This is a genomic window from Methanosarcina mangrovi (genome assembly GCF_052057765.1).
GTDB lineage: Archaea > Halobacteriota > Methanosarcinia > Methanosarcinales > Methanosarcinaceae > Methanosarcina.
In genome coordinates this window covers 4371282-4388925 of sequence record NZ_CP195120.1, presented here as the reverse complement: position 1 = coordinate 4388925, position 17644 = coordinate 4371282, and the positions used below count along the sequence as shown (strand labels likewise).

Genomic DNA, 17644 nt, shown 5'->3' with positions numbered 1-17644 from the left:
CTCCTATTATCTCTAACTTTTAAATTGGGCCTTAAACTGGTTTTCGAAACCTTATGCGCCTCTTATTCCTGAAGGAGTAAGTTCAAAGAAGAGCTTTTTTTCCGGAATCGCCATTCTCTCATTTTTGTAACAGAAAGCACATGTAATATTTTTCCTTTTGCGATATCTGGTAGCTTTTCAGAACAAACCATTTTTCAGGATACCGATAGTTTCGGAATACAGGTAGTTTCGGAATACAGGTAGTTTCGGAATACAGGTAGTTTCGGAATACAGGTAGTTTCGGAATACAGGTAGTTTCGGAATACAGGTAGTTTCAGGGTAAAGGGTAAGTTCGGGTGCAGGAATTTCAGGATTCGAGATACTGACAGTTTTCAGGATACAAGAGCTTTGAGCGCGTTGACAGCATTTACAAGTATCTCTACTTCTTCTTCGGTGTTGTAGAGTGCAAAAGATGCTCTGACAGTGCTTTCCACTTCCAGGAAGCGAGTAACAGGAATTGCACAGTGGTGTCCGCTGCGAACGCAAATTTTTCTTGTCTGGTCAAGAATCAGGGCGACATCATGAGCATGAAGCCCTTTCACGTTAAAAGGTACGATTCCTGCCCGGTTTTCAGGCCCGTAAACCTCCACGTGCTCGAGTTCGGAGAGCCTCTTTGCGGCTTCCCCGGAGAGTTTCGCTTCGTGCTTCTCAATCTCGGAAACCCCTATTTTTTCCACATACTCCACTGCTTTCCCAAGCCCGATAACCCCGGGGATGTTCGGAGTGCCGGCTTCAAAACAGGCAGGAGAAGGTTCGAGCGTGTATGAAAGCCCGCTGACGTCCGAAACCGTGCCCCCTCCTACTGAGGCGCTTTCAAGCACTTCAGGGTTTCTGATGTAGAGTACTCCAGTACCCTGCGGGCCGAGCAGCCCTTTGTGTCCGGCAGTTGCAAAAAAGTCACATCCGAGTGCTTTCAGGTCCACTGAAATATGGCCTGCAGATTGGGCGCCGTCAATCAGGATTTTTACTCCGTTTCTGTGGACAAGTTTCGTAATCCTGCTGACATCCTGGACAGAGCCGAAAACGTTTGATATGTGCGTTACGGCAATGAGTTTTGTCCTGTCGGTGAGGGCATTTTCTATCATCTGAGGATCAATTATGCCTCTACGGTCCGGGTTTACAACTGTCACGTTTACCCCTTTCTCCTGCAGGCGCAGCCAGGGCAGGAGGTTTGAATGGTGCTCGAGCATGGTTGTAACAATTTGGTCGCCTGCTTCCCAGGGATAGCTGTTTGCAACAAGATTGATCCCTTCGGTCGTATTTTTCGTAAACACTGTTTTTGAAGGCTCTGAATTAAGGAAGCGGGCAACAGTTTCCCGCGCATCTTCATAGCGGTTTGTGGTCTCCCTTGCAAGGCGGTGCGCTCCTCTCCCGTGGTTACCGGCGTACTTATAAAAATATTCTACCATGGCTTCAACAGCCGGAACCGGGGTCTGGGTGGTTGCCGTGCTGTCAAGGTACACGACTTCTTTTAGAACAGGAAAATCTTCACGGACCGCATATACATCGTACATGCTTCCCTTCTAGGAATGAGAAATAAAAAAAGCTTATGCAGGTTATTTACCCTGCACACCGCCTATCATAAAGCGGTAAAGGTCTAATTCATCTGAGTCGAGGCTGTCTGTACAGCCTTTTACAACGGTGTGGTAGCCGTTTTTACGATTTTTGTATCTATATTCACTTCTTTTTCTTTCTTCGTGATTCAGCTCACTCATAAGTTTTCCTCCTGTCTCTTCAATGCTTGCGCTTGCTTCAGGGCTGGAATTTTGTTCTTTCCGGATGCAAGCCTCCAGATTAAGGTAGATCTTCCAATACTCCAGAATAATAAATTCCTCCAGAATGTATCTGATTTCCTCGCTTCTGAATGTCAGCCCTTTAAATGCAGGCTGGAATTCCAGTTCTCCCGGCTCCAGGCCCGCGGCAGCGCAGCAGGTGTCGTTCTTACCCACAACAAGTATTAATTGTAATTCGCAATATATATCCATTCCGGAATTTTTTTTAAATTGCCTTAAAATTTTTTGGATCATTTTAATTTAAGGTCTGCTGCTCCGGTATCCATTTTGTCTTCAGAGCTCATGAATTTCAAGCTCAACGCTCATTTCTTTGTTTCCAGATTTTCCATGAGCCCTGAGAGATGGGCAGGTATAGCCCCGATTGCAGTGCACGTCTCAAGGGAAAGCCCCTTCGAGGTAATATCAAGATGGTATTTCCCTCTTTCAAAAAGTTCTTTTGGAAGTCCTTTGTGCCCGAGGCCTACAAGAAATAGAAATGAACGGTTGCGTAATGCTTCTTCAGCTATTTTCACAGGCAGGACCTTCCTTTTCGGGTCTGGCTTTGAAGTGGTGATTACGATCTCTCCGAAGTGAGAAGGAAAGCCTTTCTTTGGAAGGTCGGCAACTGAAAGGTGGTTTTTTTCGTAAAGGATCTTGAGATAACTTCCCGATTCTCCTATGGTGGTTTTCTCCATTACGAACTCGACCAACTCTTCTGCGGTCATTTTGAAAGGGAAGTCATAAAGGGCAAGGTGGAACCCAAAAGCATGGCAGATTGGAGCGGCTCTGGCAATTGCACGGTAATGCGCATCGAGAACTTTGATCTTGTCGTAGGTATTGACGATTCCGAGAGTGAGCATAAGCTGCTTCATATGTTTTTTTGTAAAATAAGGTTTCGTTAACCTTAATCGGGGCTGTTCTCTCAGGAAACTCTGTTCTCTCAGGAAACTCTGTTCTCTCAGGAAACTCTGTTCTCTCAGGAAACTCTGTTCTCTCAGGAAACCCTGTTCTCTCAGGAAACCCTGTTCTCTCAGGAAACTCGAAAATACCTCATGGAATGCTGTGCACACTTCTCAAAATGCTCGCACTTTCTGCAGTCCTCCCAGAAAAGCAATTTTTCAGAGTCCTGCATTCTTATAAAACCGAGTTTTTCAAAAAAGCCCGGAGCAGTCGTCCGTACATATAATTCAAGTGCAGGGGTCCCAGGGGTCTCAGGTTCTTCAACTGTGTTTATAAGGTACTCCATAAGCCTTGCCCCAATCCCTTTTCCCCGAAGGTTTGGATGCACGGCAATGGAGTGGAGTTCCAGGTAGTTCTTCTCATCTGCCGTGTTTCGGATAAGGGCAGCACATCCTACCACTTTTCCTTCTCTTTCGGCAAGCACAAAGTCCTCGGGCTCAAGTTCTTCTATGTCCAGAAAATAAGTTGAGAGGAGCCTCTGGATTGCAGGAAGATCTTCTTTTTCAGCTTTTCGGATTAAAATTTCTGTCATATTTCTTCGGTAGCAGCTTTTTTATGGTTGATCAGGCTCATACGGACATCCTATTATTCGATATCTTATTCTTTTGAGCTCATCCTTCTTCCGTTTCTTCTGCTTCCTCAGCCATTTTCCGCAGGTGGGGTTCATCCATACTCCCTGAGCGGAAACCCTCAAGGTCGAGGGTTACATAGTCAAAGCCGAGGCTCTTAAGGTGCCTGGATATTTTTTCTTTTTTGCGGATTGCGTCTTCAAACTCCTCGTCGGTAACCTCTATTCTGGCAAGATTGGAATGCATCCTTACCCTGAATTGCGTAAAACCCAGAGCTAAAAGATAGTCTTCGGCTTTTTCTATTTTCTCGAGAGCTTCAGTGGTGATAGGCTGTCCATAAGCAATACGGGTTGCAAGGCAGGCTGCCGATGGTCTGCTGGCTACTGAAAGGGCTCGATTCGAGGCAATCTCCCGGATCTCTTCTTTTGTAACATTGAACTCCACAAACGGGGAAAATATCCTGTCCCCGGCTTCCTCAATTGCTCTGTACCCGGGGCGGTTTTCCCCTTTTATTTCCGAAGCATTTGTTCCTTCAAGCACGACATTGTATCCTATTTTCTCCGCGAACTCTACCAGGGTTTCAAGAAGGGCTTTTTTGCAGAAGTAGCATCGATTAATCGTATTTGCGGAAAAATAGGGCACGCTGGTTAGGGAGAACGGAAGGATCTTATGCTGAACTCCTATTTCACAGGCTGTTTGGGCAGCAGTTTCGAGCTGCTGCCTGGGAAAAAGGGGAGAATCTATAGTTACGGCAAGGGCTTTTTCCCCGAGCTCCTCAAATGCGAGGGCTGCAAGAGTTGAACTGTCCACTCCCCCTGAAAATGCAATGATTGCACTTTCTCTGGCTTTTATAGCCTCTCTTATCATCCTGATCTTCGCGATATCCATTAATTACGAATTTCAGCTAATAAGATATATGTATTTTCCAGTCCTATAGTCAGAAGGTGCCTTGCGGCAGCCACAATTGGGACATACGGGTGTACTTTAATCGGTATTTTTCCTGACATTATAAAGTTCTCGAAACAACACCATTTCAAACGATGCTCAACTTCAAATATACTTTAATCTTTCATACTTTAATCTCCCTGTACCGAAGCTTTGTTTTCCTATCAGGGCTCTGGTTTCAAGAATAAATCTAATTAGAACCTAATTTCCTTATAATAGTATAATTTTGATGCAAATGAAGAAATGGAGATCTTAGATGGAATTATTCGGAACTAACGGTGTGCGCGGTATTGCCAATGAATATGTAAGTCCTGAACTGGCAGTCAATTTAGCCAAAAGCCTCGGCACATATATGGGATCAAAGGGCACGGTTGCAATAGGATGCGATACCCGGATTTCTGGCCAGATGCTGAAGTCTGCAGCAATTGCCGGAGCTCTCGCAACAGGCCTGAGTGTGATTGATGTTGGGACCGTCCCTACTCCCTCCATTCAGTACTATGTGCGCGACTATGCTGATGCCGGGATCGTTATTACGGCATCTCACAATCCCAGGGAGTACAATGGAATTAAGTTTATTGCAGGAGACGGTTCAGAGTTCCCGAGGGATGGGGAAAGGGACATTGAAAAAATTTATTTTTCAGGCAAATTTTCGACGGTTTCATGGGAAAAAACAGGAAGTTTCAGGATTGATCCGTCAGTTAATGATTATTATATTAAAAACATAATCCGCGCAGTAGATTCCAGAGCCATACGCAGCCGAAAATTTAAGGTCGTTGTGGATACGGGCTGCGGAGCAGGTTCCCTTACTCTTCCTTTCCTGCTCAGGGAACTTGGCTGTGAGGTACTGACTCTCGGGGCTCAACCTGACGGGACATTTCCGTGGAGAAACCCGGAACCCACGCCTGAAGTCCTGACCGAGCTTTCGGATCTTGTTAAAAAGACCGGGGCAGCCTTCGGGGCAGCGCATGACGGGGATGCGGACAGAATAGTCTTTATGGACGAAAAAGGGGAATTTGTGAATGAAGAAGTCCTGCTTGCCATGATGGCGAAATATATACTTGAGCGTGAAAAAGGACCGATAGTTACTCCGGTAAGTTCTTCCCAGCGCATGGCTGACGTCGCAAAGGAAGAAGGGGTTGAACTTCACTGGACTGCAGTCGGTTCGATCAATGTTGCCCGAAAGATGATGGAAACAGGTGCCGTTTTCGGAGGCGAGGGCAATGGAGGCCTTATTTTCCCCAAACACCAGTACTGCCGGGACGGAGCAATGGCATGCGCCAAAATCCTTGAGATCCTTGCCGGAGGAAAAAAGCTTTCCGAAATAACCAAAAGCGTACCCGTGTACTTCAATGCAAAGACCAAAACGCCTTCCGGGGATGTTACGGGCACTATGGGAAAAATCCGGGATGAGACTTCAAGCCTTGGGCTCAAAACAGATACAATCGACGGGGTCAAGATCTGGTATGACGATGGGTGGGTCCTTATACGCCCTTCGGGTACGGAACCTATTTTCCGGATCTTTGCCGAGGCAAAAAAGCAGGAGAGGGCAGAAGAATTAATGCATGAAGGTCTGGGAATGGTCTTAAAGGCGGAAAAAGCCTGAAAAGTAATTTTAGCCAGCAGTATCTTTCCGGAATGCAGGTTCTCAACACAACCCGAAGTAGAGCTTCAGAGTAGTGAAGTCGCCGGGTAGTGATGAAGGTACCTACAGGGAAACGAATCTACAGGACTGAAAAAATTCATGTGAGGTTCAAGTTAATTTGAACCTTATCTTTCCTTTCTTAACTTGAGCTTTAATCTTCCTTTCTTAATTTGACCATGTCGACCTGAAGTCGGAAACCGGAGCCAAAAAAGATGAATTTGCTCTGAGTTCCTGATCTGATTTTAGCTTTTCATTTTAAGTGATCATTAAGTGATCATTAAGTGATCATTAAGTGATCATTAAGTGATCATTAAGTAATCATTAAGTGATCACTAATTGGTTTCTGTGCTTTTGTATAAGCTTTAGTTTTGCAAACTGCTCTTTCTGGATGTTTTTCTTCTACAAATTTTATTTTATAATCTCTATTTGTTTGATTATTATTTATTATGCGTTAATCTAAAATAAGTAACAACAAATTATAAATAGATTGAAGTATTTCTTACCTATGGGAATTAAAACGGATACATTTTTTCCTGCGGATAAGTGTCAGTATGAGAGCCTCCTTATCTGAAAAACATACACCTCCTAAATAGTAGAAAGAGAAGGTTCGAAGTCACCTGCTAAGAAGAATAGAACGAACAGTAAAGGATCGAGAAGTATATCTCAAAACGAGAAATGAATACGGGATCAACACACATCCTTTAAAATATACGAGCTATCAGACCTGAGAAATCGGTGAACATAATTTAAAAATAGGCATAGATCAAACCTGCAAAAATAAAGAGTTCTTAAAACGGATTTTTAAAACGGGTTCTTGAAAAGAATTCTTAAAACGGGTTCTTGAAAAGAATTCTTAAAAATTAAATACAGATCGGAGATTTGATTCAGATTAGCAGAATTGCCATCAGAGTAAAGTTACAGAATCAAAAAAACAGATGTCTCCTTGTGCGGTAAAATTCAAAAACGGATTTAAAGCAAGCGCAGGATTGGGGTTTAAATGCCGGTGAAGGAGTCGCATCGGCTTTCCTCAATCCTCCTCTCCTTCCTTTTTTATACCTTTCTGTGCTTTTCCCAGTAGCCTGTCAGTTTTCCCCCAAGGGCAAGTTTTCCAAGCTCCCGCCTTACCCTGTCGCTGACCTCCGAAGGAACGGCTGATGCATATGAAGTGCCTGGGAGCGGGGTCATGTAGTGGGCCCGGACAGTTCCGCCTTTTTTGCAGATCCAGCGGACAAGCTCAAGGCTTTTTTCCTGGTCCTCTTCGGTTTCGGTGGGAAGCCCGAAGATGAAATCAACTGCCGGAATAATCTCATGTTCCAGGCAGCACTCAACAGCTGAAATGCTGTCCTCAACCATATGCCCTCTCCTTATTTCTTTAAGGATGCGGTCACTTCCTGACTGGGCTCCGAGGCTAAGGCTGTCGTTTGCACAGTATTTTCTCACAAGTTCGGCAGACTCCTCGGTTACGAACTCAGGGCGCACCTCGGAGGGGAAAGTCCCGAAAAAGATCTTTTTATCGGGCAGTTCGTGGAGGGCAGAGAGCAGTTTTTCCACCTTATCGAACCTCGGGTGAATTCCATCACTTCCGTATGCGAAAGCATTTGAAGCTATGAAACGGAGGTCGTCATAGTACTGTGCATTCTTCAGGATGGATTCGATGCTCCTGTGCCTGACCTCTCTCCCAAAAAGCCTGGGTGTCTGGCAGTACTTACATCCCCAGGGGCATCCACGGCTGATTTCGATGGGAGCCCGGAGTTTCTTCGGGTCAAAACAGGGATATGTGTCCAGGTTCACATGCGGCCTTTCAGGGGTTTTGATTATCCTGCCAGTATCTGACTTATAAGCGGTTCCCTTTACCTCTCCCGGGTCTCCCCCTTCCTTCAGGACCTTCACAAGTTCCGGAAGGGTTTCTTCTCCTTCGCCAATCACCACGTAATCAAAATACTCAAGTGTCTCTTCGGGGGACCCGGAAGGATGCGGCCCTCCTGCAATGAAGATCGAGTCTGTCCCTGCATTTTCAATCTCCCTGAACATTTTCGCCGCCTGTCGTGTAGTAAAACTGTAGATCATGATTCCATTCAGGGGTTTGTCCGTAAATCCGGCTTCAGGAAGTAAAGGGGAAAGAACCGCAAAGCTGTAAGAATTCTTTTTGCTATACCGAAAATTCACGTCCATTTTTTCTCCTCTTTTCGGTCCTTTTTTCGATTTTCTTCAGGTTTCCCCGGTTCTTCTCTCAGGTTATGGGCTTAAAAGGAATGAGGGTAAAGCAGAGAAGCCCAAGGATAAAGGTAAAGATTCCTATAAGGATACGTTTTCTGTCCAGCTTCATTTTATCATGAAGGGGAGTCGGATGCCCGGCTGCTGCAAAAGCCCAGAGAAAGAGCGCCCAGAATATCCAGATAAATCCGTCTCCTTTTAGCCAGTAAACCACATAAAAACCTATCAGGAAAAGGACCTTGGGCATCATTGAAGACACCCAATCCGCTTTTTTGCCGAGCATTGCCCTGAGCACGTGCCCGCCGTCAAGCTGTCCTGCAGGAAGTAGATTTAGAAGGGTTACGAACATCCCCACCCAGCCTGCAAAAGCTACGGGATGCAGATTGCTCCCCGTAACCCCGACAAGTTTCTGAAGCATTACAAAAAGAGGGGGTAAGCCAAGCTCAAACATCAGAGAGTCTGGCAAGGGTTTGACTGCAGGCGCATCAAGAGTTAGCCCGATTATGGTAACTGCAATTGAGACCAGGAGCCCTACCAGAGGCCCTGCAATTCCCACATCAAAGAGAGCTTTTCGGTCAGGGATAGGTCCCTTGTAACGGATTACTGCTCCCATCGTGCCAATGAAAGTCGGAAACGGGATAAAGTAAGGGAGGGAGGTTTTCATCCCGTGGTACCTCGCCATTGCATAATGGGCCATCTCATGAGAGCCGAGCACAGCCAGTATAGCAAAGGTGAAGGGTAAACCCTGGTAAATCTGCAGGGGATTACTCCAGATGTCAACCTCGGACATCCAGGCTCCGCAGATCATGGTTGTAAACACCGTTGCTAGGAAAAGTGCAAGGTTTACCCAGACCTTTTCCTTTGCCTTTTTTACAGGAGTAACAATCAAGACGTGCTCCCCAAGCTCGTACTTCAGAGTGACTCCAAGCCCTCGCTGTTCGAGGGGAGCCCAAAGTTCTCCCATTATATTTTCGGCATCAGTTTTAGGGGTGCCGAAAAAATAAAGAATCTCTCTGGATTTCTGGATCTCATATACGTCAAATACCTTCGCTATGAAAGGGTATATGCGTGAAATCATCTCTTCAGTATCCGAATTCCCCTGACCTTTTCTTCCCTGTTTCATTTTCGGTTTCACGTCTCTGAAGCTTGAGGTTTCTTTTAGGCTGTATCAGTACAATTTTCATGTTTTTAAGCTTAAAGGCATGGTGTTCGGGTTTAAAGTTTGACCTGCCTTATCATGGTGTTCGGGTTTAAAGTTTGACCTGCCTTATTCTTCTACTTTATTGCTTTTCGGTTCAAGCAATTCGATATATCCCTCACTGCCGTTTACCTGGACAACGTCCCCATCCTTTAAATACTCATATGGGCTTTTTTCCAGCATATCAACTAAGGGGATTTCAGATATAATTGCTCCTACCGCTACGATCGGTTCGGTTTCCAGATTGATAATCGCCACCGGAGCAGCTCCGTTTTTCTTCAACTGGTACATCACATAGGAACCAACAGTCGAGCCCTTCCCATGAGGAAAAACAAGCACTTTCCCTTTGATTGCTTTTCCTGCAAGGGAGTGTTTTTCCTCGACAACAATTCCGGTTTTGGGATCCACACTGCCAAGGAAGGATATGGGGTCTCTGGAAAGCAAAACTTCCCCTTTCGCACATCCCCTGGAAATTGTCCTGCCTTTGAGTTTAATAGGAACCACCTGCCTTATTCTCTTTCCCTCCGGTTGCCTCCTCGATGCAGGCTTCCATATTTCCGTATACACTTTCAGCCCCGCACATGCCGGGCACGTAGGCAAAGGCTTTTCCCGAATTCACCATGACGCAGGAGTAGCTATTGGTTGCCGGCGAGACAACCATACAGGTATCGCAGACGACCTTAGCCCCGCTTTCCTCAATGGTCCTGATATATTCGGGATAGCGTTTTGCAAGTTCCCGTGAGGTAAAGATCCAGGTTTCCTTTGAAACCGTTTTTCCTTTCAGGAGTTCAGCCGCTTTTTTAAGTTCCGCTGCAGAACAGTGGGGACAGCCGATGGTAATCAGTTCGGGGGCTTTTCCGGCTTCTTTTCTGCTCTCATAAACTTCATCAAGCTGGCTTCTCTCAATAATTATCTTTTCTTCAGGTTCTTCAAAGCCCAGCCTGCAGGCTTCGGGAGTCACTCCTTCCACATGATAAAGTGCCACTGCCCCGGATGCCGCCATTGCAGCTCCAAGGGCTTTAAGTTCGTCCTTTTCCGGAGTATCCTTCAAACGGAAAATAGGTACCTCGCTCCCGATTATTTTGCCTGCAACATACCCAAGGGCTCCGTAATCCGATTCTTTAAGTGAGCACTCCACACGAATGGAGACTTCAGGGACGCGGTTTTCCTCAAGATGGAACCCATAGTTTGCGGTTTTTCCCAGAAGTGCGGCCGAAAGGGCTGACGGTCCTCCTTCCCTGTTCGTCCGGGCTCCTATTACGGAATTTGCATATGAGATTGCTGAGGATTCGCTCCATGCCAGGTGGTCGCCGTAGCCCACGGAAAAGCCTTCGAGGGTATAGGGAGTGCAGGTACATTCACAGCGGATCCCGAGCTTTTTGTAAGCCTGAACAATTGCCTTCTGCTTTTCTGCAAATTCAGGGGAGATCCTCAGTCTTTCCCAGTCTTCCAGGTCCATCCCGGCCGGGTTCAGGATTGCCGGAACCTTTACCTGCCCCTTGAGGTCCGAGATCCATTCTAGCCCGGCATCGCCTATGGTCTTATAAGAGACTCCTGCAATCTGGGCGCTTTTGATAGGTATCAACCCGTCTGCCCCGTAGATGTCCCCGAGAGCCACAAGGATTTCAATTGCCTGCCTGAGAGTCTCTCCAGCCTCTCCGTTCAGGATTTGTTCTTCTTCTTTTGTAAGGTACATGAAAATTCACTCTTTAACTGCCAGATCGTAAACACAAGGTGCAAAATATTAGAGCAAACATATATTGAAGCAGATATAATTATTGATATACAAACTATTAAAGCAAATACGGAACACTGGGATGAGTATAAAATATTAAAGCAAGATCAGGGATTCTATACCCTGATTTGCAGTCCCTTAAAGTTTATCTGCCCTTTAAAAGTTCCGTATTTTTTAAAGTTTCATCTCAGTTATTCTTCAGGAATCACTGCCCTTTCGAAGTTCTCTTTTTCAATAAGGACCTTTGTAGCGTCGATTCCCACTTTAGTAGTCGTCCCGTCAGGGGCTCCTCTCGGGTCAAGGGAACTGCCGCGGACATTAGGAATAATGAGGATATCCATATCCCCTTTTACCCTTGTAGCAACTGCAAACTCGACATCGGCAGGGTCAAAGATATTTATGTCCTCATCCACGACCACTACATGCTTCAGGCTCGTATGGGCTGCAAAGGCTGCCATGATAGCGTTTTTAGCATCCCCTTCGGTCTGCTTTTCGATCTGTACGACTGCATGGAGGTAACAGCATCCTCCTTCTGTTAAGACCACGTTTTTGACAGTCGTAACTTCCCCTACGGCCCTGTATATTCTGGGTTCATAAGGCACTCCCATCATCAGGAGGTGTTCGGGACCGGCCGGCAGAATTCCATGATATATCGGGTCTTTTCTGTGGATTACCCGGGTAATGCGGATTACAGGTTCTTTCCTTACCACATCGTATGTCCCGGTGATGTCCACAAATGGCCCTTCATCAACTTTTTCCACAGGGTCAACGTACCCTTCGAGCACGATCTCGGAGTGAGGGACTTTTACCCCGTTTGAGCACTCAAAGAGTTCTATCGGAGCTCCCCTCAGGGCGGCTGCGTATTCGAACTCCTTTCCGACAGGTACCCTTGTAGAGGTTGCGTAAATAATCGTGGGGTTGCAGCCGATAACAATTGCGACAGGCAGAGGCTCGCCTTTTTCCGCAGCTTTTTTATGCAGGAGGTAGGTATGCCTCGGGGGGACAAGACGGACCGCGAGTTTGTCCTTTCCGATAAGCATAAGACGGTGGATCGAAGCATTCATAACACCTCCGTATTCGGAAACTACAATTCCTGCAGTTATATAGGGGGCGCCGTCTTTTTCAAAATGGGTAAGAATAGGAAGTTTTGTGAGATCAACCTCGTTTTCTATGACCTCAAGGGTAGGAGATTCTGAAACTATCCGGACTTCACCTTCAGGAGGGACTTCCGAAAGCTTCTTTATGATTTCTTCTTTAGGGACTCCGAGCATGGAAGCAAGCTCGTCCCTGGACCCGAGCAGGTTCATAATGACTTTTGAACCTGAAATGTCGTGGAAAAGAACAGGGGCTTTCGTTTTTCTTGCAATCCTTGAAGCCTCAAATCTCGGGGAAACGGGCTGCGGAATTTCTACCAGTTTTCCGTTTTCTTTTAACTGGTCTATAAAATCTCTATAACTCATGGGTATCTGGATATCAAAAAGCTGTCAGATGATAAAAAGATTATCTGATTCCAGGGCTTAACAGCTTCATGCCCTGTTAACCGATATCAATATTTTTTCGACTCAAAATATAATGAAAGAGGGTTTCAGTCACTGAAAAACCCTATTTTCTCTTTAATATCCGTCTATTGGCCTGTGCTGCCGGTACTGAGGCGTAACCAGGCTTTTTCTGAGGTTTCAACATTCATCGAGCATGAAGGCTCTGGGCCTTATGATCTTTTTCCTCTCATACTGGTCAAAGCAATGGGCTATCCAGCCTGAGATTCTCCCGATTGCAAAGATCGAGGTTGCAAGCTGCGGAGGAATTTCCATATATTTGTAGATGACTCCGGAATAGAAGTCAACGTTCGGATAAATCGGCTTTCCTCTCTTTTCTACAAGTTCGCGAACAACAACATTTTCGACTGCTTCGGCGGTTGCGTACCAGTGCATGTCCCCTTTGGATTCGGCCAGCTTCTTTGAGAGCTGCTTGAATATTACGCCCCTGGGATCATATGTCTTGTAAACTCTATGCCCGAATCCCATTATTTTTTCTCGCTGTGCGATTTTTTCAAGGACAAATTTCTCGGCATTTTCAGGACTGGCAACTTCTTCAAGCATGGTCATAACCTCTGACCTTGCTCCTCCGTGAAGGGGGCCTTTAAGGGTACAGAGCCCCGAAACAACTGCTGAGTAGAGGTCGGACATGGTCGAAGCCGTAACTCTGGAGGAGAAGGTGGAAGCGTTCAACTCATGCTCGGCACTGAGAATAAAGTCTTTTTCTATGACTTCGGCATCCAGGGGGTCTGGCTTACTGCCTTTTATCATATACAGGAAATTGGCTCCGTGGGAAAGGGAAGGGTCCGGGGGTAAAGGTTCCTTTCCGTTTGCCATTCTATAATAAGTAGCAACAATGGTTGGGACTATAGCAATTAACCGTATGGCTTTTCTCATATTTCCTTCGGGAGAACTGTCATTCAGGTCGGGATCGAATTGCGATATGAAAGAAATAACTGTACGCAGCGCTTCCATGGCATCTATATTGAAATTGCACATGCGGATAACGTCTATAACCTCCCTGTTGATTCCACGTTCCGCATGCAGGCGGGCTGAGTACTCGGCAAGTTCCTGTTCTCCGGGAAGCTTTCCCAGGATCAGCAGATAGGAAACTGCTTCATAAGGAAGTTCTACCAGCTCGCCGATGTCTACTTCCCTGTATTTCAGAACGCCCTCCAGCCCGTCGATGAAACATATATTTTTACTCATTTTCTACCTCACAGTTATGCCTAGAGGATTTTCAAAAAACTTTGAAATTGGGGAATCCTCTGATTATACGTGAAAGATTTAGCACGAGGACCTTTTCGAGTCCAAAAATAGGGTGACAATGCAATTGTATTATCATCGAATAAGTATATTAAATTTGTTGAAATTGTAAATTTAAATCGTTTTAAATATATTTCCTTAAGTCCAAATTCCTGCCTTCTGAATTTCTCCATCTACTTTAACTGTGAAGTCTAATATTTTTCGTAATGTATCCCTCTTCGAAATACCTCTTTGAACTAAAATAACAATGTCTCAATAAGGATAAAAAGAAAGGTTCCGGAAAAAAGAAGGAACCTTATTAAGGCTTGCTGAGCCTCTCTAAAAATCTTTTCACATCATCATGGCCTGAGCAACCTGTTATTTTTTCTTCACCGAATCCCGCAGGAACTTATGTAAAATTCCTCCGTTCCTGTAGTACTCTATCTCCACGGCAGAGTCCAGCCTCAATGCTACCCTGAACTCCGTTTCTTTCCCGTCATCGTCCGTTGCCCTTACGGTAAGCTCTCCGTGGGGCTCAATCTTCTCAATACCGAGGATATCGTAGCTTTCCTTTCCTGTAAGCCCGAGGGTATCTGCGTTTTCTCCTGTTTTATACTGCAGGGGAAGGACTCCCATGCCCACAAGGTTGCTCCTGTGGATGCGCTCAAAGGACTCGGCAATAACCGCCTTTACTCCGAGGAGGAAGGTGCCTTTTGCTGCCCAGTCGCGGGAACTGCCCGTTCCGTACTCTTTTCCTGCAAGCACTATCAGGGGGATCTCATTTTCCGCATAGAGCAGGGCTGCATCATAGATCGGGATTCCCTCGCAGGCTTCAGGCGGGAAGTCTTCTCCCTTGAGGTGGTAGACAGTCCAGCCTCCTTCCCTGCTTACAAGCCTGTTCCTGAGCCGGATGTTTGCAAAAGTCCCGCGCATCATTACCTCATGGTTGCCCCTGCGCGAGCCGTAGGAATTGAAGTCCTTCTGGTCCACTCCCCAGGATATCAGGTATCTGCCTGCCGGGCTGTCTGCCGGGATATCTCCCGCAGGGGAGATGTGGTCTGTGGTGATGCTGTCTCCGAAAAGGGTAAGGACCCTGGCGTTCCGTATATCTCCGGGCAGAGGCAAAGTAAGCGGGAAATCCACAAAATAGGGCGGCTCCTGAATGTAGGTGGATGTCGGGTTCCAGGCATAGAGGGTACCCTCAGGCACATCCAGCTCTTTCCAGAGTTTTGCGCCTTCCAGAACTCCAGAGTACTCTTTTTTGAACATTTCAGGCTTAACGCTGTTTTTTTCGACTTCCCTTATCTCATCGTTTCCGGGCCAGATGTCCCTGAGGTACACAGGGAGCCCGTTAGGGTCATAAGCTAGAGGGTCGGTTTCGAGGTTTATGTTCACCGTGCCCGCGATTGCATATGCAACGACAAGCGGCGGGGAGGCAAGGTAGTTTGCTTTTACATGGGGGTTGATCCTGCCCTCGAAGTTCCTGTTCCCGCTGAGTACGGCTGCAACCGTAAGGTCTTTTTCTTCAATTTCCTTTGCAACTTTTTCGGGCAGAGGTCCGCTGTTCCCTATGCAGGTCGTACAGCCGTACCCGACCTGGTGGAAACCGAGGGCTTCCAGATAGGGCAGAAGGCCTGCGGCTCCAAGGTACTCGGTAGCCACTCTGGAGCCCGGAGACAGGCTTGTTTTCACAAAAGGCTTAACCCTCAGACCCCTTTCAACCGCCTTTTTTGCGACCAGCCCTGCTCCGATCAGGACCGAGGGGTTGGAGGTATTGGTACAGGAAGTGATAGCTGCAATCACTACGGACCCGTGTGTGACCCTGAAGTTTTTCTCGTGGGGCTCAACCTCTTTTGCCTCTTCCATTTCGGTTTCTTCTACAGGGGCTCCTCCTTCTCCCAGCCAGCGAATATAAGCCGGGTCTCTGGTAAGCTCGGCGCCTCCAGCTTTCTTTCTTATAAAGGCCTGTCTCATTGTTTCACGGAAATTCTCCGGGACCTCGTTCAGGAAGAGCTGGTCCTGAGGACGTTTCGGGCCTGCAAGGCAGGGTTTTACGGTCCCCATATCAAGTTCGAGGTTGCTGCTGAAAAGAGGCTCGGGTTTGTGGATCGAGTAAAGCAGGTCCTGGGCTTCCAGGTACTTTTTAACAAGGTCAACCTGGTCGTCGCTCCTGCCTGTTCTCTTCAGGTAGTTTAAGGTCTCCATATCAGGCGGGAAAATCCCGAGGGTTGCCCCGTATTCCGGAGCCATATTTGAAATCGTTGCCCTGTCCGGGAGGCTTAAGGAGTTCAGGCCGGGTCCGTAGAACTCGACAAACTTGCCGACTACTCCGTGTTCTCTTAACATTTTGGTGATCGTAAGGACAAGGTCCGTGGCAGTTACTCCGGGTCCCAGTTTCCCGTAAAGTTTGAAGCCCACGACCTCAGGGACGGGCATATAGTAAGGCTGCCCGAGCATCACGGCTTCGGCTTCTATGCCGCCTACTCCCCAGCCAAGCACTCCTATCCCGTTGATCATTGTTGTGTGGGAGTCAGTCCCTACAAGGGTGTCAGGGAATGCAAATAACTCGCCTTCCTTCTCCTTCAGATGCACGAGCGGGGTCAGGTACTCAAGGTTAACCTGGTGAATAATCCCTCTTCCAGGGGGTACGACCCTGAAATTGTCAAAAGCTTTCTGTGCCCAGCGGAGGACGGTATAACGCTCCCTGTTGCGTTCAAACTCCTTTTTCTCGTTTTCCTCAAGGGCATATGCTGTCCCGTAGGAATCAACCTGAACCGAGTGGTCAATTACCAGGTCGGCAGGGATTACAGGGTTGATTTTGGCAGGGTCTCCTCCAAGGCGCTCCATTGCCGAGCGGAGAGCTGCCAGGTCAACTACCGCAGGCACGCCCGTGAAGTCCTGCATGATTACCCTTGAAGGAATAAACGGGATGTCCCTCTCGCTTATATTTTCAGGGCTCCAGCGGGCAAGGGCTTCCACATCCTCTGCAGCTATCAGGTGCTTTTCAGTATCCGCATGCCGGAGCAGGGATTCCAGCAGAATCCTTATAGAGTAGGGGAGCAGGGAAATCCCTTCAAAGCCCTTTTCTTCCAGTTTACCCAGTCTGTAAATCGTAGCTTTTCCGGCAGTTGTTTCGATGCTATCTCTTACCCCAAAGGGGTTCAGACCTTCTCTCATTGTACTTTTTACCTCCAGCAAAAATATGAAATTAAAACTATGATTTTATATGAATTTCTTTTTATCCTGTGAAAGACCCGTCTTATCTTTAAGACTATTTTATTCCTTCGGGCTTATTATCCCCTACTTTACGGATATGAAATTTTATGCATACTTAACAGATTTTTCTTTACTTTCTCATGAGTCCCAATAAATTTATGCTTCACCTAAATTATATGTCCCCTTCTATAATAACGTTGATTTATAATCTCGAAGCCTGAAGCATGCTGGCTCTTCAATCAAAATTCTTTAACATCCATTCCCTCAGCCCACGGCAGGAATATTGATCAAAAAGAAAGAATCCGGTGATCCGGGTGTTGTACCCTGAAATGATTTTGCAGATTCAAAAACATTCAAAGTTCAATACACGATACAACAGCAGGCGACGCAAAAGGTTAAACGCTGAGCAAATTCCAATTCCATTCCGGTACTGCGGAATGATAATGTAAAATGAAACAGATTTGAAGCTGAAGTAAAAAGTGAGTCATCTGTATACGATATATAACTGCATATAAATATAACTACCTATAAATATAGCTGCATATAAATATAACTGCATATAAATATAACTACC

Annotated in this window: 13 protein-coding genes; 1 reads left to right on the top strand and 12 read right to left on the bottom strand. The window is 46.4% G+C overall.

The window, feature by feature from the left end:
* Positions 1 to 371 precede the first annotated feature (371 nt).
* The 5 genes from ACSAZL_RS19365 to larE all read right to left on the bottom strand — a co-directional run bounded on the left by ACSAZL_RS19365 (position 372) and on the right by larE (position 4228).
* Positions 372 to 1553 (bottom strand): cysteine desulfurase, encoded by a 1182-nt coding sequence (locus ACSAZL_RS19365; RefSeq protein WP_440946203.1) that lies wholly within the window; start codon positions 1551 to 1553, stop codon positions 372 to 374.
* A 42-nt stretch (positions 1554 to 1595) separates the two neighbouring features.
* Positions 1596 to 2024, bottom strand: a complete 429-nt coding sequence (locus ACSAZL_RS19360) for a hypothetical protein (RefSeq protein WP_440946202.1) — start codon at positions 2022 to 2024, stop codon at positions 1596 to 1598.
* Positions 2025 to 2134: 110 nt separating this feature from the next.
* Positions 2135 to 2881 (bottom strand): DUF531 domain-containing protein, encoded by a 747-nt coding sequence (locus tag ACSAZL_RS19355; RefSeq protein ID WP_440946201.1) that lies wholly within the window; start codon positions 2879 to 2881, stop codon positions 2135 to 2137.
* Positions 2842 to 3303 carry a GNAT family N-acetyltransferase gene (locus ACSAZL_RS19350; RefSeq protein ID WP_440946200.1) on the bottom strand — a complete coding sequence of 154 codons (462 nt, stop codon included), beginning with the start codon at positions 3301 to 3303 and terminating at the stop codon, positions 2842 to 2844. The genes ACSAZL_RS19355 and ACSAZL_RS19350 overlap by 40 nt, the downstream gene beginning before the upstream one ends.
* A 79-nt stretch (positions 3304 to 3382) precedes the next feature.
* Complete coding sequence (gene larE / locus ACSAZL_RS19345; protein ID WP_440946199.1) at positions 3383 to 4228, bottom strand: ATP-dependent sacrificial sulfur transferase LarE; 846 nt, start codon at positions 4226 to 4228, stop codon at positions 3383 to 3385.
* A gap of 313 nt (positions 4229 to 4541) precedes the next feature.
* Between larE and glmM the strand changes: the two genes are divergently transcribed.
* Positions 4542 to 5888: a phosphoglucosamine mutase gene (gene glmM / locus ACSAZL_RS19340; protein WP_440946198.1), complete on the top strand. Its 1347-nt coding sequence runs from the start codon at positions 4542 to 4544 to the stop codon at positions 5886 to 5888.
* A gap of 1089 nt (positions 5889 to 6977) precedes the next feature.
* Here the strand turns inward: glmM and ACSAZL_RS19335 are convergent.
* From ACSAZL_RS19335 to acnA, 7 genes are all read right to left on the bottom strand, one after another.
* Positions 6978 to 8099, bottom strand: coding sequence for a TIGR04013 family B12-binding domain/radical SAM domain-containing protein (locus tag ACSAZL_RS19335; RefSeq protein ID WP_440946197.1), 1122 nt, complete (start codon positions 8097 to 8099; stop codon positions 6978 to 6980).
* 58 nt (positions 8100 to 8157) lie between these two features.
* Complete coding sequence (locus ACSAZL_RS19330) at positions 8158 to 9264, bottom strand: site-2 protease family protein (protein WP_440946196.1); 1107 nt, start codon at positions 9262 to 9264, stop codon at positions 8158 to 8160.
* A 144-nt stretch (positions 9265 to 9408) separates the two neighbouring features.
* Positions 9409 to 9843 (bottom strand): DUF126 domain-containing protein, encoded by a 435-nt coding sequence (locus ACSAZL_RS19325; RefSeq protein ID WP_440946195.1) that lies wholly within the window; start codon positions 9841 to 9843, stop codon positions 9409 to 9411.
* Positions 9830 to 11035, bottom strand: a complete 1206-nt coding sequence (locus tag ACSAZL_RS19320) for an aconitase X (protein WP_440946194.1) — start codon at positions 11033 to 11035, stop codon at positions 9830 to 9832. Before ACSAZL_RS19320 ends, ACSAZL_RS19325 begins: the two co-directional genes overlap by 14 nt.
* Before the next feature lie 230 nt (positions 11036 to 11265).
* Positions 11266 to 12534 carry a UbiD family decarboxylase gene (locus ACSAZL_RS19315; protein WP_440946193.1) on the bottom strand — a complete coding sequence of 423 codons (1269 nt, stop codon included), beginning with the start codon at positions 12532 to 12534 and terminating at the stop codon, positions 11266 to 11268.
* A 216-nt stretch (positions 12535 to 12750) separates the two neighbouring features.
* A complete protein-coding gene (locus ACSAZL_RS19310) occupies positions 12751 to 13818 on the bottom strand; it encodes a citrate/2-methylcitrate synthase (RefSeq protein WP_440946192.1) in 1068 nt (355 codons plus the stop codon).
* A gap of 414 nt (positions 13819 to 14232) precedes the next feature.
* Positions 14233 to 17031 (bottom strand): aconitate hydratase AcnA, encoded by a 2799-nt coding sequence (gene acnA / locus ACSAZL_RS19305; protein ID WP_440946191.1) that lies wholly within the window; start codon positions 17029 to 17031, stop codon positions 14233 to 14235.
* Positions 17032 to 17644: the final 613 nt, after the last annotated feature.